This is a genomic window from Enterobacter asburiae, from assembly GCA_011754535.1.
In the GTDB taxonomy this organism is placed as follows: Bacteria; Pseudomonadota; Gammaproteobacteria; order Enterobacterales; family Enterobacteriaceae; genus Enterobacter; species Enterobacter cloacae_N.
The window spans coordinates 3,651,684-3,678,651 of record JAAQVN010000001.1 but is presented as its reverse complement, the minus strand read 5'-3'; the positions used below and the strand labels follow the sequence as shown (position 1 = coordinate 3,678,651).

Annotated in this window: 27 protein-coding genes and 1 pseudogene; 18 read left to right on the top strand and 10 right to left on the bottom strand. The window is 55.3% G+C overall.

What is annotated here, in order from left to right:
- Positions 1–41 precede the first annotated feature (41 nt).
- Positions 42–1,337: an MFS transporter gene (locus tag HBM95_17370; GenBank protein ID NIH44691.1), complete on the top strand. Its 1,296-nt coding sequence runs from the start codon at positions 42–44 to the stop codon at positions 1,335–1,337.
- Here HBM95_17370 and HBM95_17365 read toward each other — a convergent pair.
- The 5 genes from HBM95_17365 to trxC form a co-directional block, all read right to left on the bottom strand.
- Positions 1,334–1,657, bottom strand: coding sequence for a YfiM family lipoprotein (locus HBM95_17365; GenBank protein ID NIH44690.1), 324 nt, complete (start codon positions 1,655–1,657; stop codon positions 1,334–1,336). The two genes, HBM95_17370 and HBM95_17365, sit on opposite strands and share 4 nt — an antisense overlap.
- 45 nt (positions 1,658–1,702) lie before the next feature.
- Positions 1,703–3,058, bottom strand: coding sequence for a CDP-diacylglycerol--serine O-phosphatidyltransferase (gene pssA / locus HBM95_17360; GenBank protein NIH44689.1), 1,356 nt, complete (start codon positions 3,056–3,058; stop codon positions 1,703–1,705).
- 110 nt (positions 3,059–3,168) lie between these two features.
- Complete coding sequence (gene pat, locus HBM95_17355; protein NIH44688.1) at positions 3,169–5,832, bottom strand: protein lysine acetyltransferase; 2,664 nt, start codon at positions 5,830–5,832, stop codon at positions 3,169–3,171.
- A 35-nt stretch (positions 5,833–5,867) separates the two neighbouring features.
- Positions 5,868–6,566, bottom strand: coding sequence for a DTW domain-containing protein (locus tag HBM95_17350; GenBank protein NIH44687.1), 699 nt, complete (start codon positions 6,564–6,566; stop codon positions 5,868–5,870).
- A gap of 69 nt (positions 6,567–6,635) precedes the next feature.
- On the bottom strand, positions 6,636–7,055 hold the full coding sequence (trxC, locus tag HBM95_17345; protein ID NIH44686.1) for a thioredoxin TrxC: 420 nt from the start codon (positions 7,053–7,055) through the stop codon (positions 6,636–6,638).
- 204 nt (positions 7,056–7,259) lie between these two features.
- Between trxC and HBM95_17340 the strand changes: the two genes are divergently transcribed.
- The gene (locus HBM95_17340) at positions 7,260–8,390 is read left to right on the top strand and encodes a tRNA/rRNA methyltransferase (protein NIH44685.1); all 1,131 of its coding nucleotides are present in this window, start codon (positions 7,260–7,262) and stop codon (positions 8,388–8,390) included.
- 39 nt (positions 8,391–8,429) lie between these two features.
- On the opposite strand, the gene ung is transcribed toward HBM95_17340, so the two are convergent.
- Entirely contained in the window at positions 8,430–9,119 is a 690-nt protein-coding gene (gene ung, locus HBM95_17335) for a uracil-DNA glycosylase (GenBank protein ID NIH44684.1), read from the bottom strand.
- A gap of 314 nt (positions 9,120–9,433) precedes the next feature.
- On the opposite strand from ung, the gene grcA reads away from it, so the two are divergent.
- Positions 9,434–9,817 (top strand): autonomous glycyl radical cofactor GrcA, encoded by a 384-nt coding sequence (gene grcA / locus HBM95_17330; protein ID NIH44683.1) that lies wholly within the window; start codon positions 9,434–9,436, stop codon positions 9,815–9,817.
- A 52-nt stretch (positions 9,818–9,869) separates the two neighbouring features.
- Here the strand turns inward: grcA and srmB are convergent, their stop codons facing one another.
- Positions 9,870–11,198, bottom strand: coding sequence for an ATP-dependent RNA helicase SrmB (gene srmB / locus HBM95_17325; GenBank protein NIH44682.1), 1,329 nt, complete (start codon positions 11,196–11,198; stop codon positions 9,870–9,872).
- Positions 11,199–11,330: 132 nt separating this feature from the next.
- Here srmB and HBM95_17320 point away from each other — a divergent pair, with 132 nt between their 5' ends.
- Positions 11,331–12,068, top strand: coding sequence for a tRNA1(Val) (adenine(37)-N6)-methyltransferase (locus tag HBM95_17320; protein ID NIH44681.1), 738 nt, complete (start codon positions 11,331–11,333; stop codon positions 12,066–12,068).
- On the opposite strand, the gene nadB is transcribed toward HBM95_17320, so the two are convergent.
- Positions 12,053–13,672: an L-aspartate oxidase gene (gene nadB / locus HBM95_17315; protein ID NIH44680.1), complete on the bottom strand. Its 1,620-nt coding sequence runs from the start codon at positions 13,670–13,672 to the stop codon at positions 12,053–12,055. The two genes, HBM95_17320 and nadB, sit on opposite strands and share 16 nt — an antisense overlap.
- Before the next feature lie 270 nt (positions 13,673–13,942).
- Between nadB and rseD the strand changes: the two are divergent.
- The 12 genes and pseudogenes from rseD (at position 13,943) to HBM95_17255 (ending at position 23,431) form a co-directional block, all read left to right on the top strand.
- Positions 13,943–14,100: pseudogene (gene rseD / locus HBM95_17310) on the top strand (rpoE leader peptide RseD).
- Complete coding sequence (gene rpoE, locus HBM95_17305) at positions 14,097–14,672, top strand: RNA polymerase sigma factor RpoE (GenBank protein ID NIH44679.1); 576 nt, start codon at positions 14,097–14,099, stop codon at positions 14,670–14,672. Before rseD ends, rpoE begins: the two are co-directional and overlap by 4 nt.
- Before the next feature lie 31 nt (positions 14,673–14,703).
- Positions 14,704–15,354: an anti-sigma-E factor RseA gene (gene rseA, locus HBM95_17300; protein ID NIH44678.1), complete on the top strand. Its 651-nt coding sequence runs from the start codon at positions 14,704–14,706 to the stop codon at positions 15,352–15,354.
- Positions 15,354–16,307, top strand: coding sequence for a sigma-E factor regulatory protein RseB (gene rseB, locus HBM95_17295; GenBank protein ID NIH44677.1), 954 nt, complete (start codon positions 15,354–15,356; stop codon positions 16,305–16,307). The genes rseA and rseB overlap by 1 nt, the downstream gene beginning before the upstream one ends.
- On the top strand, positions 16,304–16,780 hold the full coding sequence (gene rseC / locus HBM95_17290) for a SoxR-reducing system protein RseC (protein NIH44676.1): 477 nt from the start codon (positions 16,304–16,306) through the stop codon (positions 16,778–16,780). Before rseB ends, rseC begins: the two co-directional genes overlap by 4 nt.
- 185 nt (positions 16,781–16,965) lie before the next feature.
- Positions 16,966–18,765, top strand: a complete 1,800-nt coding sequence (gene lepA, locus HBM95_17285) for an elongation factor 4 (GenBank protein NIH44675.1) — start codon at positions 16,966–16,968, stop codon at positions 18,763–18,765.
- 16 nt (positions 18,766–18,781) lie between these two features.
- Positions 18,782–19,756: a signal peptidase I gene (gene lepB, locus HBM95_17280; GenBank protein ID NIH44674.1), complete on the top strand. Its 975-nt coding sequence runs from the start codon at positions 18,782–18,784 to the stop codon at positions 19,754–19,756.
- Between the two features lie 222 nt (positions 19,757–19,978).
- Positions 19,979–20,659, top strand: a complete 681-nt coding sequence (gene rnc / locus HBM95_17275; GenBank protein ID NIH44673.1) for a ribonuclease III — start codon at positions 19,979–19,981, stop codon at positions 20,657–20,659.
- Positions 20,656–21,561 (top strand): GTPase Era, encoded by a 906-nt coding sequence (gene era, locus HBM95_17270; GenBank protein ID NIH44672.1) that lies wholly within the window; start codon positions 20,656–20,658, stop codon positions 21,559–21,561. Before rnc ends, era begins: the two co-directional genes overlap by 4 nt.
- A 17-nt stretch (positions 21,562–21,578) precedes the next feature.
- Positions 21,579–22,286, top strand: a complete 708-nt coding sequence (recO, locus tag HBM95_17265) for a DNA repair protein RecO (protein NIH44671.1) — start codon at positions 21,579–21,581, stop codon at positions 22,284–22,286.
- A 33-nt stretch (positions 22,287–22,319) separates the two neighbouring features.
- Positions 22,320–23,051, top strand: a complete 732-nt coding sequence (pdxJ, locus tag HBM95_17260; GenBank protein NIH44670.1) for a pyridoxine 5'-phosphate synthase — start codon at positions 22,320–22,322, stop codon at positions 23,049–23,051.
- Positions 23,051–23,431 (top strand): holo-ACP synthase, encoded by a 381-nt coding sequence (locus tag HBM95_17255; protein ID NIH44669.1) that lies wholly within the window; start codon positions 23,051–23,053, stop codon positions 23,429–23,431. The genes pdxJ and HBM95_17255 overlap by 1 nt, the downstream gene beginning before the upstream one ends.
- Here the strand turns inward: HBM95_17255 and HBM95_17250 are convergent.
- Both HBM95_17250 and HBM95_17245 read right to left on the bottom strand, forming a co-directional pair.
- The gene (locus HBM95_17250) at positions 23,428–23,688 is read right to left on the bottom strand and encodes a YfhL family 4Fe-4S dicluster ferredoxin (protein NIH44668.1); all 261 of its coding nucleotides are present in this window, start codon (positions 23,686–23,688) and stop codon (positions 23,428–23,430) included. The two genes, HBM95_17255 and HBM95_17250, sit on opposite strands and share 4 nt — an antisense overlap.
- 46 nt (positions 23,689–23,734) lie before the next feature.
- Entirely contained in the window at positions 23,735–24,583 is an 849-nt protein-coding gene (locus HBM95_17245) for a MurR/RpiR family transcriptional regulator (GenBank protein ID NIH44667.1), read from the bottom strand.
- 117 nt (positions 24,584–24,700) lie between these two features.
- Here HBM95_17245 and murQ point away from each other — a divergent pair, with 117 nt between their 5' ends.
- Together murQ and HBM95_17235 are read left to right on the top strand one after the other, a co-directional pair.
- Entirely contained in the window at positions 24,701–25,594 is an 894-nt protein-coding gene (gene murQ / locus HBM95_17240; protein NIH44666.1) for an N-acetylmuramic acid 6-phosphate etherase, read from the top strand.
- A gap of 11 nt (positions 25,595–25,605) precedes the next feature.
- Positions 25,606–26,967, top strand: coding sequence for a PTS transporter subunit EIIC (locus HBM95_17235; GenBank protein NIH44665.1), 1,362 nt, complete (start codon positions 25,606–25,608; stop codon positions 26,965–26,967).
- Position 26,968: the final 1 nt, after the last annotated feature.

Here is a 26,968-nt window from a genome sequence, read left to right as displayed (position 1 = left end):
TAGCTCAATACGCCGCTGTATATGGCAGGAGCATAATCACAATGACAGAAAGCATTGCATCAAACGGGACGCTGGCTAACAGCGATACCCGAAGAAGGGTATGGGCAATCGTCAGTGCCTCTTCAGGGAACCTGGTAGAATGGTTCGACTTTTACGTCTACTCATTCTGTTCACTCTACTTCGCACATATTTTCTTCCCCTCCGGCAACACCACGACGCAGCTTCTACAAACGGCAGGAGTATTTGCCGCAGGATTCTTAATGCGCCCCATCGGTGGCTGGCTGTTTGGCCGCATTGCGGATCGCCGCGGGCGTAAGGCCTCCATGCTGATCTCCGTGTGTATGATGTGCTTAGGTTCTCTGGTGATCGCCTGTTTACCGGGATATGAATCGATTGGCACCTGGGCTCCGGCGCTACTTTTGCTGGCCCGCTTATTTCAGGGGCTATCGGTCGGTGGCGAATACGGCACCAGTGCGACCTATATGAGTGAAATTGCGCTGGAAGGCCGTAAAGGCTTTTACGCCTCATTCCAGTATGTAACGCTTATTGGTGGACAACTGCTGGCGATTCTCGTGGTGGTGATCCTGCAGCAAATCCTGACAGATGAACAACTCCACGCCTGGGGATGGCGAATTCCTTTTGCGATGGGGGCCGTGCTGGCAGTAGTTGCACTTTGGCTACGTCGTCAGCTGGATGAAACCTCGCAGAAAGAGGTCAGAACGCTGAAGGAGGCGGGAACCTTTAAAGGGTTATGGCGTAACCGCAAGGCTTTCCTGATGGTGCTGGGCTTTACTGCGGGCGGCTCCCTCAGCTTTTACACATTCACCACCTATATGCAGAAGTACCTGGTGAACACCACCGGGATGCACGCAAATGTCGCCAGCGTTATTATGACTGTGGCGCTATTTGTCTTTATGCTCATCCAACCGATTATCGGAGCGCTTTCGGATAAAATTGGCCGACGTACGTCAATGCTGATCTTTGGCGGGCTGTCGGCGTTGTGTACCGTGCCTGTTCTGTCTGCGCTCCAGCACGTATCATCGCCATATGCCGCATTTGCGCTGGTCATGCTGGCGATGGTGATTGTCAGTTTCTATACCTCTATCAGCGGGATACTGAAAGCCGAAATGTTCCCGGCACAGGTGCGTGCGCTGGGGGTTGGGCTTTCTTATGCAGTAGCCAACGCGTTGTTTGGTGGTTCGGCGGAGTACGTTGCGCTGTCGCTTAAATCATGGGGAAGTGAAACGACATTCTTCTGGTACGTGACGGTAATGGGGGCGCTGGCCTTTGTTGTCTCCCTGATGCTGCATCGCAAAGGGAAAGGTATTCGTCTTTAATAATGCGCCATCTGCCACACGGCATAGCCGGTCGTTGCGCCGGCGACATCCCAGGCGAAATCTTTCCAGCTCCAGCCGCTCCCTGAGGGGCGGCTATCCCACAGTTCTTTTGATGCCCCAAGGCCCACAGAGAACATCAACCCTATCCCCGCGCTACGGTCACGGCTGTATCCCTGATGCTGCGCGTACTCATTACCCGCTGCGGAAAGCATAGCGGAAGCGAGGAAATGCTGTGCTTTATCCTGACCGGACCAGCTATCGTTGGCCATATGACTGCAGCCACTCAGAAAGAGGACGCTCAGTAACAGGAGGATGCGCATATTAGGGCTCCATAAAAAAGCCCTGCGGGTGGCAGGGCCTGGACATTACAGAATACGGCTGATAAGTCGATCAATACGGATACGACGCAAGCGGCGAATCAGCTTGCGGACTTTCACCGGATAATCGGCAATGCTCTGTAGCTCGCGGTAATGATTAACCACCGTGGTATGCGTGCGAATCAACTCCAGTTCACGCTCACGCTGTGCGGCTAACTCATGCTGAGGGTCATGGATCAGGATCGCGTTTTCCAGATCCAGTCGCCACGCGCGCGGGTTCAGATTGTTACCGGTCAGCAGCATCCACTCATCGTCAACCCATATGCCTTTCAGATGGTAACTGTTGTCTTCATCTTTCCAGAGACGTACAACCAGCTGGTCAGTGTTTACGTAATATTGTAAACGGCTCAGGAAACGGCGCAGGTTAATCTCATAAAGATAAGGCAGCGCGCCGATGATTTTGAACGGCTGATCTTCAGGGATGAAGAAGTCGTTTGCCGTTTTATCCCCGACGATAATTTCCACTTTTTTACCATCGCGCAGTAGCTGAATAATGTTACGTACCAGTACGGCGGGAAGGTTAAAGTACGGCGTGCAGATGGTAAGTTTCTGCTCCGCGCACGGCATCAGATGGAAGATCGTTTTATTCAGCAGGCTTGATTTGCCGAGCCCTACCAGCGGGGTAACGGATAACTCTTCGTTATTCGCATCGCCCTGAAAATGGTAGACCGCATCGCGCAGCTCCTGGCGGAAGGCGCGAACATCATTTTTGATCTCCGGGCTTTTAGGGCGCTCAGGATCGTCAAGGCGATTAACGCCACGGCCGTGTACCAGGTTTTTATCAACCCAGTTAAACATAATATCGGCCATCTGCGGATTACGGATCAGATGGTAACGATCGTAGCGATATTTATCGAGCTGATGAAGGTAAACGTCATTCAGACTTGCGCCGCTGTACAGGACGCTGTCATCAATGATAAACCCTTTAAAATGGAGAACGCCGAGCGCTTCACGGGTATTCACCGGTACGCCATAAACAGGCACATCGACGCCAGGATTTTCCTGCGCCGTGCGGCAATACCAGTCTGCATTGGTATTTGAAGCGGCCGCGCCAATACGGCCACGCTGGGCGCGATGCCAGTCAACCAGTACGCGAACATCCAGCTCTGGACGCTGACGCTTGGCTTCATAGAGCGCGTTCAGGATCGCGCGCCCGCCTTCATCTTGTTCAAGATACAGGGCCACAATGCAAATGCGTCGCGTGGCACTGGCAATCTTTTCCAGAAGCGTCTCCCGAAAATGAGCGGGAGCGTAAAAGAACTCTACATCATCAACTGACTGAGAAATCTTCGGTAGTTGAGCAAGGTGTTGTTGATGTTTATTACGCTTAAATTTTGACAACATCACAGTGCGTTTCTTCTCTGTTCATTGAAGGGTTGTCTGTACCATGCAAACAACATAAGCGGACAATGATACCACCAGTCCCGTCCAAAGTGGGTAACATTTCCAGTAGCTTACTCGGGTTTGTCTGCTGATGTCAGGCCGAGGGATAAGGCGACAATACCTTCGTCCAGCTGAATATCAACGTCAAATCCGAGTTTTCGCGCCAGGGTCACCATACCGCGATTGTTCGGCATAGTAATGCCATTCAGACGTAACAATCCGTGATCTCGCGTATAACTGATGAGTTTTTCCAGCAGCCGTCTGCCCAGACCCAGGCCTTTAAGATCGGAGCGTACCAGGACGGCAAACTCCGCGTCGACGTTATCCGGGTCAGAAATAGCGCGCGTCACGCCCAGGATCTCATCGCCCCGATCGGAACGCCGAACAGCGACAAATGCCATTTCTCGATCGTAGTCGATCTGGGTCATATTGGCTAAATCATCATGGGTAAATTCGTTGATTTCGCTAAAGTAGCGGTAATAAAGATCCTCTTTCGTGACCTGAGAGATAAAGGCCCGCAGCTGAGGTTCATCTTCCGGCAGAATAGGGCGGAACAAGGCGCGTTCCCCATTCTTCATCTCAACCCACTCTTCCAGCTGCAGAGGATACGGACGGATCGCCAGGCGGCTCTCTCTGTCCCCTTCGAATGGCGCGATATCCAGCGTCACGTCCAGCGCCGTAAATTCAGTGCCGGAAGCGAGCAGCGGATGGATATCTAACCTCTGGATCTCCGCACAATCTACGATCAGGTTAGACACCTGCACCAGGAACTGACTCAACCCGGCAATATCGAGAGGACGCAGGGCACTGCGGCCTCGGATCTTTTTGCTTTTAATCGCCTGAATGATGAGATAGCGCGCCAGATTCATGTTCAGCGGTGGTAATGCCACCGCGGCCTGCTCTTCCGGACGCCACTCAACGCCGCCTTCTCCCAGCATAATGAGCGGGCCAAAGACGGGATCGTGTTCAACCACTACCCGCAGTTCCTGAGCGCCCGCGCGGTTAGCCATGCTCTGCACCAGCAGCCCGTGGATCCGCGCCTGCGGCCAGGCCATTTTGACGCGATCGAAAATGGCATCGGCTGCCTGCTGCACCTCTGTTGCCGTACGCAGGTACAGCATGACCCCCTGAACGTCCGACTTATGCGGAATATCGGGGGAACGCAGCTTGAGGGCGACCGGGTAGCCAATTTGTTCGGCTATATGTACGGCCTCAGCGCTGTCGCTGGCGATCCAGGTTGGCAGAGTTTGCATCCCGTAGCTGCCCAGTATGGGCTGCACTTCATGCGTATCAAGTGAGGTCGCGCCTTCTTCGATAGCTTGCTGCAACAGCCGGTGAACGTCGACGGTGTTCGCCGTCAGATTACCCGGCAAAGCCGGCGTCTCACGCAGCTGTTTCTGGTTGCGTCGATATTCCACCATATGCATAAATGCCGTGATGGTGCCTTCCGGCGTGCGGTAGGTTGGCAGTCCGGCTTCACTGAACAAGCGTCGTGCCTCCTGAGAGGAAAACTCACCGCACCAGTTGGTCAGTAGGGTGACGTATTTGCCGCGCGGATGGTTTCGTACTGCCTCAATCATCGCCCGCGCGCTTTCACTGCCCGGCGCAACCGCGCTGGGGGAGTGGATAATCATCAGCGCATCGAAATCCTGGCTGTCCAGCAAAATGGAGATTGCCCTGATATAGCGATCGCTGCTGGCATCATCGCGCAAATCAAGCGGATTGTCGGGCGTCACGCTTGCGGGAAGCGCCTCTCTGAGGCGTTGCAGCGTCTCTTCACCCAACGTGGCCAGTTTGCCGTTACGCAGCCAAAGCTCATCCAGCGCGAGTGCGGCAGGTGCGGCACCATTACTGACGATCATCAACTTCTCACCGCGCAGCGGTCGCATATGGCTTAGCGTCTCAACGGCGGAAAAAAGTTCATGCGTATCCTGCACCCGCAGTAACCCCGCGCGCTGAATGGCGGCATCCCAGGCGGGATCCATGCCGGAATGGGACTGCAGCAGACGCTGAGCCGCAGGACTGCGACCGCTTTTGATAACGAGGATCGGCTTATTGCGGGAAGCACTTCGTGAAGCCGATACAAAACGACGGGCGTCGCTCAGATGCTCAAGGTAAAGGAGGATGGCGCTGGTTTTGCTGTCCCTCGCCAGGAAATCCAGCAGCTCGTCAACGTCGATATCCATGCTGTCGCCCAGGGCAATGAAGTAGGAAAATCCCATCTCACGCTGCTGCGCCCAGTCGAGGATAGTGTTCGATACGGCTGCCGACTGCGAGATAAAGGCGAGTTTGCCTTTGCGAATTGGCACCGGGGAGAAGCTGGCGTTCAGCCCCTGCCAGGGCGCGAGCAGACCCAGGCTGTTCGGCCCAAGAATGCGCATCTGATAACGGCTGGCGCAGGCCAGCAGTTCGGGTTGCTGTTCAGGCGGAGACGAGAGAATAATGCAGGTTTTACACCCTTTCTTGCCGAGTGACTCCAGCAGTTCCGGATTGCGTTTGGCGTTTGTACACAGAACGGCGAGATCCGGTACGAAAGGCAGGCTCTCCACGTCCGGCCACGCAAGCACGCCCTGAACGGCCTTATAAGCCGGCGTGACGGGCATAACGGGACCGTTGAATCCCCCGGCCAGCAGGTTACGCATCATCAGATAGCCTGCACGATCGGGTTTAATTGATGCGCCGATGACGGCAATGGATTTAGGTCGGAGTAGCGCTTCTAACCCTCTCTGGCTCATGCAGGCCTCCTGTAAATGCAAGCGACCTGATGATTTTAAACGCTTTCTGTCTCCGTTGCTGTGATGCTGCCCTTATGAACGGTTTTTACCGCCAGATAGCGCTCCCGGAAACATGAGAAATGGTTGCCCAGGGCGCCGGCCGCTGCGGTATCTCCTGCTAAATCCAGCAGCGCAATGGCCACTTCAGCAGTGCAGTATTGGCCGTCAGCATGGGCTTCGCGCAGGCGGTAGGCCGAGACGCGGGAAAGATCGACAGAAATCACCGGCAGCGCGTCAAGATAGGGGCTTTTGCGAAACATTTTCCGCGCTTCGGTCCAGGTTCCGTCCAGCATAATAAACAGTGGCGGTTTCCCGGATGGCGGCGCGGTAAGGACCTGACGCTGTTCTCCCGCATAAGACGCCGGGAAAACCACCATCGGCTGGTAGTTCGGGCTTGCCACCAGGTCGAGCAGAGCCTGAGGCGGTGCCGTACGGGACCACTGAAACGCGGCGGTATCCGGCAGAATATCGGCGATAAGACGCCCTGTATTGCTGGGTTTCATCGGCTCGGTATCGAACATGACCAGACAAAAGCGGCTCTCCGCCGAACTCGGGGCCAGCGTTTCGCACAGACAAACCTTCAGCGGCAGCAGGCAGCGCTGACAGCGGCGAATACGGTTGCCGCGGGCGAGGAACGGTCGGGTAGCGCGCGCAAGGCGCTCGGCGCGTAATGTAAGGACAGCGTTATCAGTCATGGGCGAAATGGAGGAAAAACCCTATTTTCGCAGAGGCGGGAACGGGGCACAAGATGTGCCCCGGGAATGTTACAGCGATTCGTTTAACCAGCTATCAAAGGGGGCTTTTGGAACCGCACCGTTGAGCATATCGATCACTTCACCATTTTTGAAAATCATGATGGTCGGGATACTGCGAATACGAAAACGTGCGCTCAGCTCGCGTTCGGCTTCGGTATTGACCTTCACGAACCGCATTTTCCCGCTGCGCTCTTCGGCCACATCTTCGAAGATTGGCGCAAAGCTGCGGCACGGACCGCACCAGGGCGCCCAGAAATCGACCACCACCGGGAGATCGTCCTTGAGGAGTTTGTCCAGCGTAGCACCCGTCGCGTTAATGACATCGCCATCAAACAATTCATGGCCACAACGTCCGCATTTCGCACCATCTTCAATCCGATCGTCCGGAATGCGATTAAGAGCCTGACAGTTGGCACATACGGTATTCATAACTAACCTCTGATAGAGCCGTGGGACAGCGGCAGAACGCCGATAATGTTTCTAATATGTTACATATTATCAATGAGCCTGTTTGAAACAACAATGCGTTTTATTCAATGAGAACAATAGTCACAGGCTTTTGTACGAAATTATGGCTATGCGCTGGCACATCGGGTAATCTGCGCGCTTCGCGCAGCGCTGGTGGAGAAAAGCATGAACGACGAAATGAAAAACAAAAGCGGCAAGGTCAAAGTGATGTATGTCCGCAGTGATGATGACTCTGATAAACGCACCCAAAATCCGCGTACCGGAAAAGGGGGCGGGCGTCCGGCGTCCTCTCGTGCAGACGGTGGCCGTCGCCCCGCCCGCGATGACAAAAATACCCGCGGTGATGACCGCAAACGTGACGATCGCAAACGCGATGACCGTCCGCGTTCCGACCGCCCACGCAGTGACCGTCCACGCGACGATCGTCCGCGTGATGACTTCTCACGCGATAACGCCTCACCGTGGCGCACCGTTTCTCGCGCCCCTGGCGATGAGACGCCGGAAAAACCAGATCACGGCGGTATCAGCGGTAAAAGCTTTATTGACCCGGAAGTACTGCGCCGTCAGCGCGCGGAAGAGACCCGCGTATATGGCGAGAACGCCTGCCAGGCGCTGTTCCAGAGCCGTCCTGAGTGTATCGTCCGCGCCTGGTTCATCCAGAGCGTGACCCCGCGCTTTAAAGAAGCGCTGCGCTGGATGGCCGCGAACCGTAAAGCCTACCACGTTGTGGATGATGCCGAGCTGACCAAAGCCTCCGGTACTGAACACCACGGCGGCGTCTGCTTCCTGATCAAAAAACGTAACGGCACGACCGTGCAGCAGTGGGTCAGCCAGGCGGATGCCGATGACTGCGTGCTGGCGCTGGAAGACGTGGGCAACCCGCATAATCTGGGCGCAATGATGCGCAGCTGCGCGCACTTTGGCGTGAAGGGCGTGCTGCTGCAGGATGCCGCGCTGCTGGAATCCGGCGCCGCGATCCGTACTGCGGAAGGCGGGGCCGAGCACGTACAGCCTATCACCGGCGACAGCGTTCTGGATGCCCTTGAGCAGTTCCGTAAAGCGGGCTATTCCATCGTAACCACTTCGAGCCATGCCGGTACGCCGCTGTTTAAAGCGACGCTGCCGCGTAAAATGGTGCTGGTATTAGGTCAGGAACGCGATGGTCTGTCTGACGCGGCGCTCTCCAGTGCGGATCTGAGCGTCTCTATCGACGGAACAGGCAATGTGGAAAGTCTGAACGTATCCGTTGCGACCGGCGTGCTGCTGGCCGAGTGGTGGCGTCAGAATAAGACTTAAGCCTCTTATATGCCGGGCTTGCCCCGGCACATTCAAACCCTACTCGCTCTCTGCCGGTAACACAGGCATCCAGTCAATTGGCGTTTCGCCACGTTTTTCCAGCCATTCATTTGCCAGAACAAAATGATTACTGCCAAAGAAGCCGCGATGCGCAGACAGCGGTGACGGATGCGGTGCTTTCAATACGTGATGACGCTGACGGTCGATAATCGCACCTTTCTTCTGTGCATGCGAGCCCCAGAGTAAAAACACGACCCCTTCACGATGCTCGTTGATAAGGCTGATGACTTTATCGGTAAAGGTTTCCCACCCAAGGCTGGCGTGCGAATGCGCCTGACCCGCCCGTACGGTGAGCACCGTATTCAGTAACAGCACGCCCTGGCGCGCCCAGCTTTCCAGATAACCGTGGTTAGGGCGGGTAAACCCGGGCACGGTTCCCTCAAGCTCTTTATACATGTTGAGCAGAGAAGGGGGGATAGCCACGCCCGGACGAACGGAAAACGCCAGCCCGTGCGCCTGCCCAGGGCCGTGATAGGGATCCTGGCCCAGTATGACCACTTTCACATCGCTCAACTCGGTATAGCGAAACGCGTTGAACACATCTTTTTGCGGCGGATAAATCGTCTGCCCGGACTGACGCTCAGCGGCAACGGTGCTGAGCGTGTTGATAAAATAAGGCTGCTGCTTTTCTTCTGCCAGCACGTCATGCCAGGTTAAAGGTGTTGTCATGTCGCTCTCCTGCGAATCTCAATCTGTGACTAGCTTACCTGTTTAACTCCGGTGAGCAAAATTACGCGCTGAAATGCGTGCTAAGCAATTAAATTTATTTTGAAATGATGCAGGTTAAGTTTAATTGGCAGGGGTGTGAAATTGATCTTAAACAATAAATTCAAACCACACTCTTTATGTGGTTGGTGTTTTTGTTGATTTAAATCAATAAATCACCGGGGTGTGAATGATATATATACACACAAGAAACAATGGTTTTACCAATTGGCCGCGTAAGGCCAGCATCAGTTAATGTAGCCTAAGGGAGGCAACACATGATTACAGGTATCCAGATTACCAAAGCGGCAAATGACGATCTGCTCAACTCTTTCTGGCTGCTGGACAGCGAGAAAAATGAAGCGCGCTGTGTAGTAGCGAAAGCGGGTTTTGCTGAAGATGAAATCGTACCGGTGAACAAACTGGGCGAAATCGAATACCGTGAAATCCCAATGGAAGTGCAGCCGGAAGTGCGCGTTGAAGGGGGTCAGCACCTGAACGTTAACGTGCTGCGCCGCGAAACGCTGATGGATGCCGTTGAGCACCCAGAAAAATACCCGCAGCTGACTATCCGTGTGTCTGGCTACGCGGTTCGCTTTAACTCACTGACTCCAGAACAGCAGCGCGACGTTATCGCCCGTACCTTTACTGAAAGCCTGTAAGGTTTCAGCCACGGGGGTGGAATAAAAAAGCCGGGAAATGTCCCGGCTTTTTTTACTCTTCAGTTTTGGTCTCTGGCGCAGCAGAGCTTGGCTTACGGCGCTTACCAATGTTTTTGGTATCGCGGTGGCGTTGCTTCACGCGCGGCTTCTCTTTTTCTTTCTCTTTTCTCTCAGCACGTTTCGCCAGCGCTTTCTTGGACGGTTTACCCGTCATTTTTTCACTCGGCGCACGTGTGGTTGGGCGCAATCCATCAATAACGCGCGCTTTCAGCGGCTCGTCAACATAGCGGCCAATTTTCTGCAGCAACAGGTGGTCATGCGCTTCAACCAGTGAAATCGCAATCCCTTTGCGGCCCGCGCGACCGGTACGGCCAATGCGGTGCAGATAGGTATCTCCGCTACGCGGCATATCGAAGTTAATGACATGGCTTACGTCAGGGATGTCGATCCCGCGTGCGGCAACGTCTGTTGCGACCAGCACGTTAACGCGGCCATCGGTCAGACGCTTAATACCTTCGGTACGCTTGATCTGCGCCATCTCACCTTCAAGATAGCAGTTGTTGATCCCGGCGTTACGCAGCATTTCAGCCAGCTCGTGCACGCGCTCGCGCTTACGCACAAACACGATGGTGCGGGTGGCGTCTTCCTGCTTAAGCAGGTGCTTGAGCAGCTCAACCTTGTGCTCAAGATTGTCCGCACGGTAATACCACTGGTGGATCTTCTTACGCTCTCGCGTGGACGGCGTCGCAGAGACTTCCACCGGATCTTCCAGCAGACGCTCTGCGAAGTCCTTGATCGCATCCCCTTCAAGGGTGGCAGAGAACAGCATCGTCTGGTTACGCCAGCGCGTTTCACCTGCAATATGCTCGATATCCTGCGCAAAGCCCATGTCCAGCATGCGGTCGGCTTCGTCGAGGATCAGCGTCTCTACCGCGCGGCAGTCGAAGTTCTCTTCTTTAATGTACTGCAGCAGGCGGCCCGTCGTCGCGACGACGATGTCCTGGTTTTCGCTGAACACTTCAGCGTGGTTCATATACGCAACGCCGCCGGTGATAGTGGCAATATCCAGATGTGTATTCGCCGCGAGTTCACGCGCGTGATCGGCAACCTGCATAGCCAGTTCGCGCGTAGGCGTCAGGATCAAAATACGCGGCGGGCCAGATTTTTTACGTGGAAAGTCGAGCAGGTGCTGCAACACAGGCAGCAAATAGGCTGCTGTCTTCCCCGTGCCGGTTGGCGCAGAACCGAGCACATCGCGGCCCTCAAGCGCAGGCGGAATGGCCGCTGCCTGAATGGCGGTCGGGCGTGTAAAGCCTTTGCTCTCAAGTGCATTGAGCAGGCTTTCATCGAGTTCAAGTTCGGAAAAAGTCGTTACAGTCATGTTCTACCTCTGTGTGGGGCGCTGATTATAGACGTTACGGCTGTAATCTTCATCTGTTTGTATGGATATCGCTTTGCGGCCACTTCGCTTTCCCCTATGCTACTCCAGTTTCACTTAGAAGGTTGTCCTGACATGTCTCAACTCAAAGCGCAGCTGCGCCGCGATGGTTTTACGTTTAAACAATTTTTTGTCGCCCACGATCGCTGTGCCATGAAAGTCGGTACAGACGGCATTTTACTGGGAGCATGGGCACCTGTCGCAGGCGTTAAGCGTATTCTTGATATCGGTACCGGCAGCGGGCTGGTGGCGTTGATGCTTGCGCAGCGTACGGAAGAACATGTCACCATTGATGCCGTCGAACTGGATGCGCAGGCCGCAGAGCAGGCGAGTGACAATATGGCCGAATCTCCCTGGGCAGCCCGAATGAAAGTGGAATGCGCAGATGTGCTCGCCTGGGCGCCTGAACAAACCGCGCGTTACGATCTGATTGTCAGCAACCCTCCCTACTACGAGCCCGGCGTTGAGTGCGGGACACCCGAGCGTGAACAGGCGCGTTATACCGGCTCCCTCGATCATAAAGCGCTGCTCACCAGTGCGGCAGAACTCATCTCCGAAGAAGGTTTTTTCTGTGTGGTCCTGCCCGAGAGTACCGGCAACACGTTCATTGGTATCGCGCAGGAGATCGGCTGGACGTTACGTCTGCGAACTGACATCTCTGATACGGAAGGCCGGTTGCCGCACCGCGTGCTGCTGGCGCTCTCGCCAAAAGAGGGTGAATGCTTTAATGACCGAATGGTGATCCGTGGGCCAGACCAGCGTTATTCCGAAGATTACACGGCTCTGACCCAGGCGTTTTATCTGTTTATGTAAACCTGCGGGGCGAGTATCGACGGGCCGGACTCAGGAAGCTGATCCGGGTAGTCGAGGGTGTAGTGCAGCCCGCGGCTCTCTTTACGCATCATCGCGCAACGAACAATAAGCTCGGCAACCTGCACCAGATTGCGCAGCTCCAGCAGATTATTGGAAACGCGGAAATGGGCATAATATTCATCAATTTCCTGTTGCAGCATCGTAATGCGGCGCAACGCCCGTTCCAGACGTTTCGTGGTGCGCACAATCCCAACGTAGTCCCACATAAATAGCCGTAGCTCGTGCCAGTTGTGCTGGATCACGACCCGCTCGTCCGGGTTATCCACGCGGCTTTCATCCCAGGCAGGCAACTGCTCTGTCTCGCGGGCGTAAGGCATTCGCCTGGTGATGTCTTCCGCTGCTGACCAGCCGTACACCAGACATTCAAGCAACGAGTTAGAGGCCATACGGTTCGCGCCGTGAAGTCCGGTATAGCTGACCTCACCAATAGCATACAGTCCGTCTACGTCAGTGCGTCCATGATCGTCAACCATGACGCCACCGCAGGTATAGTGTGCCGCAGGCACAATGGGCACTGGATCGCGGGTCAAATCAATCCCCAGGCTCAGCAGTTTTTCGTAAATCATCGGAAAATGCTGGTGAATGAACTCTGCTGGCTTATGGCTGATATCAAGATACATGCAGTCCACGCCAAGACGCTTCATTTCATGGTCGATGGCGCGCGCGACGATATCGCGCGGGGCCAGCTCACCCCGGGCGTCGAAGTCGGGCATAAAGCGGGAGCCATCAGGGCGTTTCAAATAAGCGCCTTCGCCACGCAGGGCTTCCGTCAGCAGGAAGTTGCGCGCCTGAGGATGGAACAGGGCGGTGGGGTGAAACTGATTAAATTCAAGATTTGCCACGCGGCAGCCGGCGCGCCAGGCCATGGCGATACCGTCCCCTGAAGCGATATCCGGGTTCGTGGTGTACTGGTACACCTTGGAGGCGCCACCCGTAGCCAGCACGACGGCCTTTGCCTGACAGGTTTCCACCTTCTCTTTATTACGGTTCCAGACCCACGCCCCCACCACGCGACGCGTGCCGGGCAAGCCAATCTTGTCGGAAATGATCAGATCAACGGCGTTGCTCCGCTCAAGGACCCGGATATTAGGATGGTTCAGCGCTTTGCTGACCAGCGTGGTTTCCACTTCTTTTCCGGTAGCATCCGCGGCGTGCAGGATGCGGCGGTGGCTGTGGCCGCCTTCACGGGTCAGGTGGTAGCTCTCTTCACCGTTAGGCTGAACCTGGGTATCAAATAATACGCCCTGATCGATGAGCCACTGAACGCAATGGCGGGCATTGCTTGCGACAAACTCTGCGGCGTGCGCATCCACGATCCCGGCTCCGGCAATCAGCGTATCTTCCACATGCGACGCAATGCTGTCGGTCTCGTCAAACACCGCGGCAATACCGCCCTGGGCATAAAATGTTGAGCCTTCACTTATCGGACCTTTGCTCAGGACAATAACGTTCTGATGCTCGGCCAGACGAAGCGCCAGAGAAAGACCGGCAGCACCGCTGCCGATGATCAGTACATCACAATGAAGTTCAGGTGTTGTGTTCATGATTTGTTGTTTAATTTACTAAACAGTGTTTGGGCAGAATAGCACCTGAATGCGAGATATCGCACGTTTTTTTTAGTGGGTGTTGCAATTGCTAAACGCGTAAGCAGGGGTAAACGAGAGGTAAATGAATGAAATTATTTTGCGAAGCAGATCGTTAGCGTCAGATTTTGTGGTGAAATAAAGCCCGTGTTGCGTTACTCTTCTGGCGGGAAAAAGATGTTTCTTGTCAGAAAGTGGTGCGTATCGTGAACAGACTTATAATGAGAGAAAATGAACGGTCTGCGGCGCGATGAACAAAAACAAAGGCGTTACGGAACTTATTGAAGATCAGACACTCTAAGCTGGTGCTTGCTCAAAGTGCGGTAGTTGTAGAGTGGCGTTTCGATAACGCGTGGAATTTAGGTTTGGGGAGACATTACCTCGGATGAGCGAGCAGTTAACGGACCAGGTCCTGGTTGAACGGGTCCAGAAGGGAGATCAGAAAGCCTTTAACTTACTGGTGGTGCGCTACCAGCATAAGGTGGCGAGTCTGGTGTCCCGCTATGTACCGTCAGGTGATGTACCTGACGTGGTGCAAGAGTCTTTTATTAAGGCCTATCGCGCGCTGGATTCGTTCCGGGGAGATAGTGCTTTTTATACCTGGCTGTACCGTATTGCTGTCAATACGGCAAAGAATTATCTGGTTGCTCAGGGCCGTCGTCCGCCGTCCAGTGATGTAGACGCTATCGACGCCGAAAACTTCGAAAGTGGCGGTGCGCTGAAAGAAATTTCGAACCCTGAGAACTTAATGTTGTCAGAAGAACTGAGACAAATTGTTTTTCGCACGATCGAGTCGCTCCCGGAAGATTTACGCATGGCAATTACGTTACGGGAGCTTGATGGTCTGAGCTATGAAGAGATAGCCGCTATCATGGATTGCCCGGTCGGCACGGTGCGTTCACGAATTTTCCGTGCGCGAGAAGCTATTGATAATAAAGTTCAACCGCTTATCAGGCGTTGACGATAGCGGGATACTGGAAAAGGTATTAGGCATGCAGAAAGAAAAACTTTCCGCTTTAATGGATGGTGAGACGCTGGATAGTGAGCTGCTCAACGAGCTGTCTCATTCTCCCGAAATGCAAGAGACCTGGGAGAGTTACCATCTCATCCGTGACACGCTGCGCGGTGATACCGGAGAGGTTCTCCATTTCGATATCTCAGCCCGCGTGATGGCGGCCATCGAGAATGAGCCCGTTCATCAGACCACTCCGCTGATTCCTGAAGCTCAACCTGCGCCTCACCAGTGGCAGAAAATGCCTTTCTGGCAGAAGGTGCGTCCATGGGCCAGCCAGCTCACCCAAATGGGGGTGGCTGCATGCGTATCGCTTGCAGTTATCGTTGGCGTCCAGCACTATAATACTCAGTCTGAAACTAATCAGCAGCCAGAAGCGCCAGTGTTCAACACACTGCCGATGATGGGCAAAGCCAGCCCGGTAAGTCTGGGCGTACCGGCTGATGCCTCCGCCAGCGGCGGTCAGCAACAGCAGGTGCAGGAGCAGCGCCGTCGCATTAATGCGATGTTGCAGGATTACGAGTTGCAGCGTCGTCTGCACTCTGAACAGCTTCAGTTTGAGCAGGCCCAAACTCAGCAAGCTGCTGTGCAGGTGCCCGGAAACCAAACTTTAGGAACGCAATCGCAGTAATGAAGCAACTTTGGTTCGCCATGTCTCTGATGGCGGGTAGCCTGTTCTTCTCTGCTAACGCCTCGGCTGATGTTTCATCCGGGGCGTTGTTGCAGCAAATGAATCTGGCCAGCCAGTCACTCAATTACGAGTTGGCATTTATCAGCATCAACAAGCAGGGCGTCGAGTCGTTACGCTATCGCCATGCCCGTCTTGATAACCAGCCGCTCGCCCAGCTTTTACAGATGGATGGTCCACGTCGGGAAGTTGTCCAGCGTGGCAACGAAATCAGCTATTTCGAACCCGGTCTGGAGCCTTTCACGCTGAATGGCGACTATATCGTTGATTCTCTGCCGTCGCTTATCTATACCGACTTCAAACGGCTTGCCCCTTACTATGATTTTATTTCGGTAGGGCGTACCCGTATTGCAGACAGACTGTGTGAAGTGATTCGCGTGGTTGCGCGCGATGGCACGCGCTACAGCTATATCGTCTGGATTGATGCGGAAACCAAGCTGCCGATGCGTGTGGATCTGCTCGACCGCGACGGTGAGACGCTTGAACAGTTCCGCGTCATCTCCTTCAGCGTGAACAATCAGGTTGGCAACAGCATGCAGAATCTGGCGAAGGCCAGCCTGCCGCCGCTGCTTTCTGTTCCGGCAGGGGACTCCGCTAATTTCAACTGGGTTCCTTCATGGATCCCGCAAGGCTTTAGCGAAGTGTCCAGCAGCCGTCGTCAGTTGCCCACTATTGATACGCCAGTTGAATCACGCCTCTATTCCGATGGCTTGTTCAGCTTCTCGGTGAACATCAACCGCGCAACGGCAAATAGCGCTGAACAAATGCTTCGTACCGGGCGTCGTACGGTCAGCACAACGGTACGCGATAACGCAGAGATCACGATTGTGGGGGAATTACCTCCGCAGACGGCGAAGCGCATTTCAGACAGCATTAAATTCAGGGCCGCACAATGATTAAAGAGTGGGCTACCGTCGTCTCGTGGCAGAATGGTATTGCGCTGGTCAGCTGTGATGTTAAAGCCTCATGCAATAGCTGCGCATCCCGAGCCGGTTGTGGCAGTCGCGTGCTGAATAAGTTAGGGCCACAGACATCGCATACGATTTCCGTGCCGAGCGAACAGCCGCTGGTGGCGGGTCAGAAGGTGGAACTGGGGATTGCGGAAGGCAGCCTGCTCAGTTCCGCGATGCTGGTCTATCTCTCTCCGCTGGTGGGGCTGTTTGTCATGGGCGGCCTTTTTCAGATGCTGTTTGGTACCGACTTGGCCGCCATGTGCGGTGCCGCGCTGGGGGGCGTGGGAGGATTTTGGCTTGCCAAAGGTCTCTCGCCGAAGCTCGCCGCGCGCGAAGAGTGGCAGCCTGTCATTCTCAGCGTCGGGCTGGCACCAGACCAGCTTCGTGTTGAGACGCTCTCTTCTGAGGCCCGGTGATCCATCGGGCTTTATCATTTTTTACGACCTAATACAGAAAACGCCCTCTCTTCACGCTATACCTGCCTCTAAGTGCATTTCCAGGTAGCGAGGATGTAGTGTAGAATGCTGCGTTTTCGCACTGAAAAACGTCAGGCTAAGAACAGCGGCCTCCAGGAATTCGTAAGGCATAATTATTTAACTATATGAAGAACATACGTAACTTTTCGATCATTGCTCACATTGACCACGGTAAGTCGACGCTGTCTGACCGTATTATCCAGATTTGCGGTGGCCTGTCTGATCGTGAAATGGAAGCCCAGGTTCTGGACTCCATGGACCTGGAACGCGAACGCGGTATCACCATTAAGGCGCAAAGCGTTACGCTGGATTACAAAGCGGCTGATGGTGAAACCTATCAACTGAACTTTATCGACACCCCAGGCCACGTTGACTTCTCCTATGAAGTATCACGCTCGCTGGCGGCCTGTGAAGGCGCGCTGCTGGTTGTCGATGCCGGGCAGGGCGTTGAAGCCCAGACCCTGGCAAACTGCTATACCGCGATGGAGATGGATCTCGAGGTTGTGCCGGTTCTGAATAAGATCGACCTGCCGGCCGCCGATCCTGAGCGCGTCGCGGAAGAGATTGAAGACATTGTCGGTATTGATGCGACCGACGCCGTCCGCTGCTCTGCCAAAACCGGTGTGGGCGTGACCGACGTACTGGAACGCCTGGTACGTGATATTCCGGCACCTGAAGGTGACCCGGATGGTCCGCTGCAGGCGCTGATCATCGACTCCTGGTTCGATAACTACCTGGGCGTTGTTTCACTGGTGCGTATTAAAAATGGCACCATGCGTAAAGGCGACAAAATCAAGGTCATGAGTACCGGGCAGGTCTACAACGCAGACCGTCTGGGTATCTTTACGCCAAAACAGGTTGACCGTACCGAACTTAAATGCGGCGAGGTAGGTTGGCTGGTCTGCGCTATTAAAGACATCCTCGGCGCGCCAGTGGGCGATACCCTGACCGGTGCCCGTAACCCGGCAGATAAAGCGCTGCCAGGCTTTAAAAAGGTGAAACCGCAGGTTTACGCGGGCCTGTTCCCGGTCAGCTCTGACGACTACGAAAACTTCCGTGATGCGCTTGGTAAACTGAGCCTGAACGATGCCTCCCTGTTCTACGAGCCAGAAAGCTCAACGGCGCTGGGCTTCGGCTTCCGCTGCGGCTTCCTCGGCCTGCTGCACATGGAGATCATTCAGGAACGTCTGGAGCGTGAATACGATCTGGATCTGATCACTACCGCACCGACCGTAGTCTACGAAGTGGAAACCACCTCGAAAGAAGTGATCTACGTCGACAGCCCGTCTAAGCTGCCGCCGCTGAACAATATTCACGAGCTGCGCGAGCCTATCGCAGAGTGTCACATGCTGCTGCCGCAGGAGTTCCTGGGCAACGTTATCACGCTGTGTATTGAGAAGCGTGGCGTGCAGACCAACATGGTTTATCACGGTAACCAGGTGGCGCTGACCTATGAAATCCCAATGGCGGAAGTGGTACTCGACTTCTTCGACCGTCTGAAGTCTACCTCCCGTGGCTATGCGTCACTGGATTACAACTTCAAACGTTTCCAGGCCTCCAACATGGTCCGCGTAGACGTGTTGATCAACGGCGAGCGTGTGGACGCGCTGGCGCTGATCACCCACAACGACAATGCGCCGTACCGTGGCCGCGAGCTGGTTGAGAAGATGAAAGATCTGATCCCGCGTCAGCAGTTCGACATTGCGATTCAGGCAGCAATTGGCAACCACATCATCGCGCGTTCAACCGTGAAACAGCTGCGTAAAAACGTTCTGGCCAAGTGCTATGGCGGTGACGTCAGCCGTAAGAAAAAGCTGCTGCAGAAGCAGAAAGAAGGTAAGAAGCGTATGAAGCAGGTCGGTAACGTTGAGCTGCCGCAGGAAGCATTCCTTGCCATTCTTCATGTTGGTAAAGACGGCAAATAACCTTTAAGGAGTTGGCATGGCGAACATGTTTGCCCTGATCCTGGTCATCGCTACGCTGGTGACAGGTCTGCTGTGGTGTCTGGATAAGTTTATCTTCGCCCCAAAACGCCGTGAACGTCAGGCTGCCGCGCAGGCGGCTACTGGCGACCAGCTGGATGCGAAAACCCTCAAGAAAGTTGGCCCGAAACCGGGCTGGCTGGAAACGGGCGCGTCGGTATTCCCGGTGCTGGCGATTGTGCTGGTGGTACGTTCGTTTATTTACGAGCCGTTCCAGATCCCATCAGGTTCAATGATGCCAACGCTGCTGATTGGTGATTTTATTCTGGTGGAGAAATTTGCCTACGGCATTAAAGATCCTATCTACCAGAAAACGTTGATTGAAACCGGTCATCCAAAACGTGGCGACATTGTGGTGTTTAAATATCCGGAAGATCCGCGTCTGGACTACATCAAGCGTGCGGTAGGCCTGCCTGGTGATAAGGTGACCTACGATCCGGTTGCGAAGGAAGTCACCGTTCAGCCGGGCTGCAGCTCCGGTACCGCCTGTGAAAACGCGCTGCCAATCACCTACTCCAACGTCGAGCCAAGTGATTTTGTGCAGACCTTTGCCCGTCGTAACGGCGGTGAGGCGACCAGCGGGTTCTTCCAGGTGCCGAAAGGCGAAACCAAAGAGAACGGTATCCGCCTGGTCGAGCGTAAAGAGACGTTGGGTGACGTGACGCACCGCATTCTGACCGTGCCAATCGCGCAGGATCAGGTGGGGATGTATTACAAACAGCCGGGTCAGCAGCTGGCCAGCTGGATCGTACCGCCGGGACACTATTTCATGATGGGTGATAACCGCGATAACTCCGCGGACAGCCGTTACTGGGGCTTTGTGCCGGAAGCGAATCTGGTGGGTAAAGCAACTGCGATCTGGATGAGTTTTGAGAAGCAGGAAGGCGAATGGCCGACCGGCGTACGCCTGAATCGTATTGGCGGAATCCATTAATTCTCAGGAAAAGAACACGTAGCCGCGTTATTTCGCGGCTACGTGAATTATTTCCTCGATAAATCTCTTTGAACTAACGACATCCCCTGTCGTTGTGTATAGAATATTCCCCCGAAGTTTAAGGTTGGCCCTGCAAGGGTGCCACGGCACACGAAACCGCGTTGGTTTTCTCAGGTCGGTTTCGTGTGCTGCATTTTTGACGCATTCATTTATTGGTATCGCATGAACCCCATCGTAATTAATCGGCTTCAACGGAAGCTGGGCTACACTTTTCATCATCAGGAGTTGTTGCAACAGGCATTAACCCACCGCAGTGCCAGCAGCAAACATAATGAGCGTCTCGAGTTTCTGGGTGACTCTATTTTAAGTTTCGTGATTGCGAATGCGCTTTATCATCGTTTCCCGCGCGTGGACGAAGGTGATATGAGCCGCATGCGTGCCACGCTGGTTCGGGGTAATACCCTTGCGGAAATCGCGCGCGAATTTGAACTGGGCGAATGTCTGCGTCTTGGACCGGGTGAACTGAAAAGCGGCGGCTTCCGTCGTGAATCTATTCTTGCCGATACGGTCGAAGCATTAATTGGTGGCGTGTTCCTGGACAGCGATATCCAGACCGTAGAAAAGCTGATCCTTAACTGGTATCAGACCCGTCTGGACGAAATCAGCCCGGGCGATAAACAAAAAGATCCGAAAACGCGCCTGCAGGAATATCTGCAGGGTCGTCATCTGCCGCTGCCATCCTATCTGGTGGTGCAGGTCCGTGGCGAAGCGCACGATCAGGAATTTACCATCCATTGCCAGGTCAGTGGCCTGAGTGAACCGGTGGTGGGCACAGGTTCAAGTCGCCGTAAGGCTGAACAGGCTGCCGCCGAACAGGCGTTAAAAATGCTGGAGCTGGAATGAGCATCGACAAAACCTATTGCGGATTTATTGCCATCGTCGGACGTCCGAACGTTGGTAAATCCACCCTGCTGAATAATCTGCTCGGGCAGAAGATTTCTATCACCTCGCGTAAGGCGCAGACCACGCGTCACCGCATCGTCGGCATCCATACTGAAGGCGCGTATCAGGCGATCTACGTCGATACCCCGGGCCTGCACATGGAAGAGAAGCGCGCCATCAACCGCCTGATGAACAAGGCGGCGAGCAGCTCCATCGGCGACGTAGAGCTGGTGATTTTCGTTGTGGAAGGCACCCGCTGGACGCCGGACGACGAGATGGTGCTGAACAAGCTGCGTGACGGTAAAACGCCGGTCATCCTCGCGGTCAACAAAGTTGACAACGTGCAGGAAAAAGCCGATCTGCTGCCGCATCTGCAGTGGCTGGGTAGCCAGATGAATTTCCTGGATATCGTCCCGCTGTCTGCTGAGACCGGCCTTAACGTGGATACCATCGCGGGCATTGTGCGCAAGCATCTGCCGGAAGCGATTCATCACTTCCCGGAAGACTACATCACCGATCGCTCTCAGCGCTTTATGGCGTCTGAAATCATCCGTGAAAAGCTGATGCGTTTCCTGGGCGCTGAACTGCCGTACTCTGTGACGGTGGAGATCGAGCGTTTCCAGAGCAACGAGCGCGGTGGCTACGACATCAACGGCCTGATCCTCGTTGAGCGTGAAGGGCAGAAGAAGATGGTGATCGGCAACAAAGGCGCCAAGATCAAAACCATCGGTATCGAAGCTCGCAAAGACATGCAGGAGATGTTCGAAGCACCGGTTCACCTGGAGCTGTGGGTGAAGGTGAAATCTGGCTGGGCCGATGATGAGCGTGCTCTGCGCAGCCTCGGTTACGGCGAAGACCAGTAAACAAAGACGGCGAGTATATGGAAGGTTGGCAGCGCGCCTTCGTTCTGCATAGTCGTCCCTGGAGCGAAACCAGCCTGATGCTGGACGTCTTCACGGAAGAGTCCGGTCGCGTGCGCCTTGTTGCGAAAGGCGCACGTTCCAAACGTTCTAACCTGAAGGGTGCTCTACAGCCCTTCACGCCGCTGCTGGTCCGCTTTGGTGGGCGAGGGGAAGTCAAAACCCTGCGCAGTGCCGAAGCCGTCTCCCTGGCGCTTCCTCTTTCTGGTATCACTCTGTACAGCGGTCTGTACGTCAACGAACTTATCTCACGGGTTCTTGAACATGAGACTCGCTTCTCTGAACTTTTCTTTGATTATCTGCACTGTATCCAGGCCCTGGCTGGTGCGACCGGCACGCCCGAGCCCGCCCTGCGTCGTTTTGAACTGGCGCTGCTGGGGCACCTGGGTTACGGGGTTGATTTTCTGCACTGCGCGGGAAGCGGAGACGAGGTTGAAGACGAGATGACCTACCGCTATCGGGAAGAAAAAGGATTCATCGCCAGCGTCGTGATAGACAACAGTACCTTTACCGGGCGCCAGCTGCGGGCGCTATATGAGCGTGAGTTTCCCGATCGGGATACCCTGCGCGCAGCAAAACGCTTTACCCGGATTGCCCTCAAGCCGTATCTTGGCGGCAAGCCCTTAAAGAGCCGCGAATTATTCAGGCAGTTTATGCCGAAACGTTAGACCACAGAATCGAAAAGAAAACCGAGGATTGTCATGGCTGAATTACTGTTAGGCGTCAACATCGACCACATCGCCACGCTGCGTAATGCGCGCGGCACGGCGTATCCCGATCCGGTTCAGGCGGCGTTTATCGCTGAACAGGCTGGCGCCGACGGTATTACCGTGCACCTGCGTGAAGACCGCCGCCACATTACCGACCGCGACGTGCGCATTCTTCGCCAGACGCTGGACACCCGCATGAATCTGGAGATGGCGGTCACCGAAGAGATGCTGGCGATTGCCTGCGAGACCAAACCGCACTTCTGCTGTCTGGTGCCGGAAAAACGCCAGGAAGTGACCACCGAAGGCGGGCTGGACGTGGCGGGGCAGCAGGACAAAATGCGCGATGCCTGTAAACGCCTGGCGGATGCCGGTATCCTGGTTTCTCTGTTTATCGACGCCGATTTCGCCCAGATTAAAGCGGCGGCCGACGTGGGCGCGCCGTATATCGAAATCCACACCGGCTGCTATGCCGATGCCAAAAACGATGCCGAGCAGGCCAAAGAGCTGGAGCGTATCGCCAAAGCGGCCACCTACGCCGCAAGCCTGGGACTGAAGGTTAACGCCGGTCACGGCCTGACCTACCATAACGTGAAGGCCATTGCCGCCCTGCCTGAAATGCACGAGCTGAACATCGGCCACGCCATTATTGGCCGCGCGGTGATGAGCGGCCTGAAAGAGGCGGTTTCTGAGATGAAACGCCTGATGCTGGAAGCGCGTCAGTAATGGCCATTCTGGGCTTAGGCACCGATATCGTCGAAATAGCCCGCATAGAAGCGGTGATCGCCCGGAGCGGCGATCGCCTCGCAAGACGCGTGCTGAGCGATAACGAATGGGCCATCTGGGAAGCGCACCAGCAGCCGGTGCGTTTTCTGGCAAAGCGCTTTGCGGTAAAAGAGGCTGCGGCCAAAGCCTTCGGGACCGGCATTCGTAACGGCCTGGCGTTTAACCAGTTCGAAGTATTTAACGATGAGCTGGGCAAACCGCGCCTGCGGTTATGGGGCGAGGCTAAAAAGCTGGCTGAGAAGCTGGGCGTGAATCACATGCACGTGACGATCGCGGATGAACGCCACTATGCCAGCGCGACGGTGATTATCGAAAGCTAAATTTTGTCCGCGTGATGCAGCAGGACAAATTTATCCCACAGCTGTTCTTCGCTCTCAACGTGTGCCGGATCCTTCAGGATAGTGTTGGGGATCGGGCACACCTTCTGGCAGGTCGGCGTTTCATAGTGGCCGATGCATTCCGTGCAGCGGTCGCTGTTAATCTCGTAAATGCTGTCGCCCATCGAAATCGCCTGGTTCGGGCATTCGGGTTCGCACATATCGCAATTGATGCATTTTTTGGTAATTAACAGCGCCATCAGGAAATTCTCAGAAACAACACAAACTGGGCGGGCATTATACGCGTCAAACCAGTTTCTTTACCAGTTCTTCGCTGTGACGAATGCGCTCGGGCGCGCGCTCCAGATCCTGCTGTACCAGCGCCATAAACAGCAGGTCCGTCAGCATCATTTGCGCGCTGGTGGACGAGATAGCCGCGCTGCGCGTGGCCTGCTCTTCGGCAATAGTATATAAACAGCGCGTTGCCCGCTGCTGCAGCGAATTTGGGGTGAATCCAGTAATGGCCAGAATTTTACCGCCGACGCGCAGGGCTTCGTCGGTGGCCATATTGATCTCGCGGCGCTCGCCGGAATAGGAGATGGCCAGCAGCAGATCGTCAGGATCCATTGCCTGTACGGTCGCCAGCAGGGCATGCATATCCTGCTCGACAATAGCGTTAAAACCGATTTTAGTCAGCTTCCAGCCAAAATTACGCGCCACCAGACCGGACGCGCCAATACCGGTCAAAATAATACGCCGCGCCGCGCGCAGCATCGCCACGCTTTCCAGTAACTTCTCTTCGGTATTCACATCCAGCGTGGCGTGCATCGCCGCCACGTTCTCTTTGATCAGCTTTTCCCCGACCAGACGCATGGGATCATCGCCGCGGATCTGGTTATGCACCGGCATGGACTGCGGGTTTGGGTTACTCACCAGCGCTTCGCTGATCGCAAGCTTAAGGGCAGGGAAGCCTTTAAAGCCAATCTTCTGGGCAAACTTCACCACGCTTGACTGACTCACCCCGGCTTCGCTTGCCAGCTGCTGCGAGCTGAGATGACGGGCGCGGTCAGGTTGGGAAAGCAGAAAGTCCGCCAGCTTTTTGTCGCTTTGAGCAAAGCCGGCGTAGCGCTGGCGAATGCGAATTAAACAGTTCATAGGTACTCCCGGCGGAAATGTGATTGTCTGCGCAAATACGAATTTTGCTCGCCTGAATGAATTTTATATTCCATTATAGTGAGATTATTATGAATTAAAAATTCTTGAGGTACAAAAATGAATCTTGGCTCACTTGTTTCTGAAACGCGTAACCCGCAAACCATGGATCTGGATGCGCTCTCCACCCTGGAGCTGGTTAACCGCTTTAATCAACAGGATACGCTGGTCGCGCAGGCAGTGAAAGAGACATTGCCTGAGGTAGCGAAAGCGGTCGATGCGGCGGCGGCGGCCCTTAAGGCCGGCGGTCGCATTATCTATATGGGCGCCGGCACCAGCGGGCGTCTTGGCGTGCTGGATGCCTCGGAATGTCCGCCCACCTTTGGCGTTCCGCACGGCCTGGTCGTTGGCCTGATTGCGGGGGGGCCCGGCGCGCTGCTGAAAGCTGTTGAAGGTGCGGAAGATAACAAACAGCTGGGCGAGGATGACCTGAAGGATCTGAACCTGACGGCGAACGATCTGGTGGTCGGCCTGGCGGCATCCGGGCGCACGCCGTACGTCATTGGTGGCCTGGAATACGCCAACCGGACCGGCTGTACGACGGTCGCCATCTCCTGCAATCCCGGCTCCCCGATTGCGCAGGTGGCCGCTATCGCTATCTCTCCGGTCGTTGGGCCGGAAGCGCTCACCGGCTCCACGCGCCTGAAATCCGGGACCGCGCAAAAGCTGGTGCTCAATATGATCTCCACCGGCGCGATGGTGAAATTTGGCAAGGTCTACCAAAACTTGATGGTGGATATGCAGGCCACCAACGTCAAGCTGGTGGACAGAGCCTGCCGCATGGTGATGGAGGCGACAGGCGCAGGCCGTGAAGAGGCAGAAGCGGTACTCAAACAGACCGATCACGATGTTAAACCCGCCATTCTGATGATCTTAAGCGGGCTGGATGCGGCGGCCGCGCGAGCCAGGCTTGATGCGCATAACGGCTTCTTACGGGCGGCATTAGAAAACTAGCAGAGGCGTGTATGGACAAAACAGCAGCGCTCGCCAGCGATATCCTGCAGGGGATCGGCGGAGAAAAAAATATTCAGCGTCTGGAAAACTGCATGACGCGCGTGCGCGTCGAGGTGCATAACGACGACCAGCTTGACGTGCCGGGTCTGAAGAAGCTATCCGGCGTCAGCGGCTATGTGAAACAGGGGCAGCAGCACCAGCTGATCGTCGGGCCGGGCAAGGCGGCGCAGGTCGTCGATGCCATGCGTGCGCTGATGGGCGGCGAAGCGAGCGTGACGGTTGACGATGCTGAACGCACCAAAGCGCAGGCGAAGGCGAAATATAAAGCCCCCATGAGCGACGCGCTGCGACAGCTGGCAAACGTCTTTATCCCGCTGATCCCCGCGTTTATTGCCTCTGGCCTGATCACCGGGATCATCAACATCCTCAAGCGGCCGGATATCGTCGGGGACTTTGCAACGCAGTATCCGAACCTGCTGGGTATTCTCGCAATCTTTGGCAGCGCGGTGTTTGCCATCATGAACATTCTGGTCGGGGTCAATACCGCCAAAGTGTTTGGCGGATCGCTGGCCATGGGTGGCGTAATGGCGGGGATCTTGTCCAGCCCGCAGTTGGCGCAAATCACGCTGTTTGGCGAGGCGCTCCAGCCTGGTCGCGGCGGGGTAATTGCCGTGCTGCTGGTGGTTATTCTGATGTGCTGGATCGAGAAAAAGCTACGTACGGTTCTGCCCGGCTCGATTGAGCTTATCCTCAACCCGCTGCTGACCACCTTAATTACCGGTAGCGTCGCGATTGTGGTCCTTCAGCCGCTAGGCGGGTGGATCTCTGATGCCATCGCCCACGGCGCGTCTCTGGCTATTGACCGCGGCGGCCTGTTAGTGGGCGCGGTGTTGTCAGGCACCTTCCTGCCGCTGGTGCTGACCGGCCTGCACCAGGGGCTGGTACCTATTCACGTCGAGCTGGTGCAGGCGCACGGTTACAACGCGCTGCTGCCTATTCTCTCGATGGCGGGCGTCGGGCAGGTGGGGGCAGCGATTGCCGTCCTGATGAAAACCCGCAACGCGCGCCTGAAAAAAGTGATTAAAGGGGCGTTGCCGGTCGGGCTGCTTGGTATCGGCGAGCCGTTGATATTCGGCGTCACGCTGCCGCTTGGTAAACCGTTCCTCGCCGCCTGTCTGGGCGGCGCGGTGGGCGGGGCGCTCATCAGCTACTGGAAAGTCGCCACCGTTATCACCTTTGGTCTTTCCGGTTTACCGCTGGCGTTAACCATCGTGACCGGAAAAGTGATGCTCTATCTGTTAGGCTATTTAGTAGCGGTGATCGCCGGGTTCCTGTTTACCTGGCTGTTAGGATTCAACGACCCAGAGGAGTAAG